Origin of the sequence: Paracoccus sp. M683 (genome assembly GCF_007096355.1) — a bacterium.
GTDB lineage: Bacteria > Pseudomonadota > Alphaproteobacteria > Rhodobacterales > Rhodobacteraceae > Paracoccus.
In genome coordinates this window covers 1-1852 of sequence record NZ_VKDF01000053.1, presented here as the reverse complement: position 1 = coordinate 1852, position 1852 = coordinate 1, and the positions used below count along the sequence as shown (strand labels likewise).

The following is a 1852-nucleotide window of genomic DNA, read 5'->3' as shown; positions in this document are numbered from 1 at the left end:
CGCCCTTGGCACCGAATCCGACGTGAACGGCGATGGTCGCATCGACGCGGTCTTTGATTTCGGCGGCGGCAACACGCTGACGGTTCTGGGCATGACGATCAATGCCCTGGCCGACGACGTGCTGCTGTAACCGCCGCGACCTTGCGCCGCGCCTGCAAAAGGCGCGGCATCATTTGACAGGCAAGTGACTGCCGCCTTTAAACAGGAGACCCCATGCCAACCATCACCGGAACCGCCGCTGCCGACAGTCTGTTGGGCAGCGAAGGCAATGACCTGATCCTTGGGCTTGACGGCAACGACACACTCTACGGCTTTTATGGCGTCGACCGGCTGGTTGGCGGCGCCGGCGCTGACCGGCTGACGGATGTTCTGGATGGTCTTGACGATCCCGGCGTCGACACCCTGAACGGCGGCGATGGCAATGACACCATCTACAGCTATTCCGGGCAGGATATCATCCTTGGCGGGGCTGGTGATGATTACCTGACGATGCGCGGCTATGGCCAGGTTTTTGGCGGCGCAGGCACGGACAGGATCTATTTCGCAGGCGGTTATGTTTCGGCTGGCGAGGGCAGTGACTATGTTTCTCTCTCGCCCAATGCCTCTGGGCGGGTCGCCACCATGGTGAACCTGGGTGGTGGTTATGATCGCTTGACCTACGATGATCTCGGGGAAAAGGCGATCACGTTCGATATGCGGCCCGGCGCGACGGCAACCAGAGACACGGTGGCAGTCTCGTCAGCCGAATATCTCGTCTATGACGGTAACAGCCAGCACGTCACCATCTTCGACGGTGCCAGGGACACTGAAGTGAGCCTGACGCCCTACGAAGCCTTCGTCCCTGGCTCGGGCGAGTCGCCGCTGGCGACGCTGCGGATGGGTGGCGGCGATGACGAAGTCCTGCTGTACGGCTTTCGGGTCGACGCCCAGTTGGGAAGTGGCGACGACGAGATTGAAATCGAAAACCCGCGCGGCGGTGTGATCGACGGCGGCGAGGGCGAAGATGAACTTGATTATTTCGTCGATGGCAGCCTGATCACGCCCTCTGGTGCGGGGCAGGTTGGCCGGCCGATGATCCTTGACGCGCGGCCGGGGGCGGTGGCCGGCGGCCAGTATAAGCTGGCCCTGAAAGGTATCGAACATGTGGAAATTGATGCCTGGCTCGATGCCCCCAATCAAACTTTTGGCTGGATCCATTATTTTGGCGGCAATGACGCCACCAACCTGGTCCTGCGGGGGGGCAACCTCAAAGCCGTTTTGGGCAGTGCGGCCGATCTCGTCGGCGTGAGCGGCACCAAAAGCACGTTGGATCTTTTTCTGGGGGGCGGTGCTGATACGTTGTCCGGCACGTCGAGTTCTTTGCTCAATGGCACGATCAGGGGTCAGGCCGGCGATGATGTGATCAATCTCTACAATTTCTATGGAACCATCAATGGCGGCCTGGGCAACGACACGATCACGGTCGTTTCCGAACTGCCGTCGCAGTTTGCGGTTCGGGTTAATGGCGGGCTGGGCGATGACACGATCACGGGTTCCCACAATGGGCAGCTTGTGTTCGATGGCGGCGCCGGGCGCGACAGCCTGAGCGGCGGTGACGGCAATGACGCGCTGTTTGGCCGGCAGGGCGCGGATGTGCTGCTGGGCGGCGCCGGCAACGACACCTTGCAGGGTGGCGTCGGTGCGGATCAGCTGCTGGGCGGCACCGGGAAGGACCGGGCGCGTTACGCCGATGCGGCGGCGGCCGTGGTCGTCGATCTGGTCACGCCCGCGAACAACAGGGGCGATGCAGCTGGCGATGTGCTGACCTCGATCGAGAATATCTCGGGTTCGAACCACAATGACGGGCTGTTCG

1 protein-coding gene is annotated in these 1852 nt (G+C 62.0%); it reads left to right on the top strand.

The window, feature by feature from the left end:
* Positions 1-213: 213 nt before the first annotated feature.
* Positions 214-1852: calcium-binding protein (locus tag FNJ84_RS21710; RefSeq protein WP_143795272.1), on the top strand; the 1639-nt coding region annotated here is incomplete at its 3' end.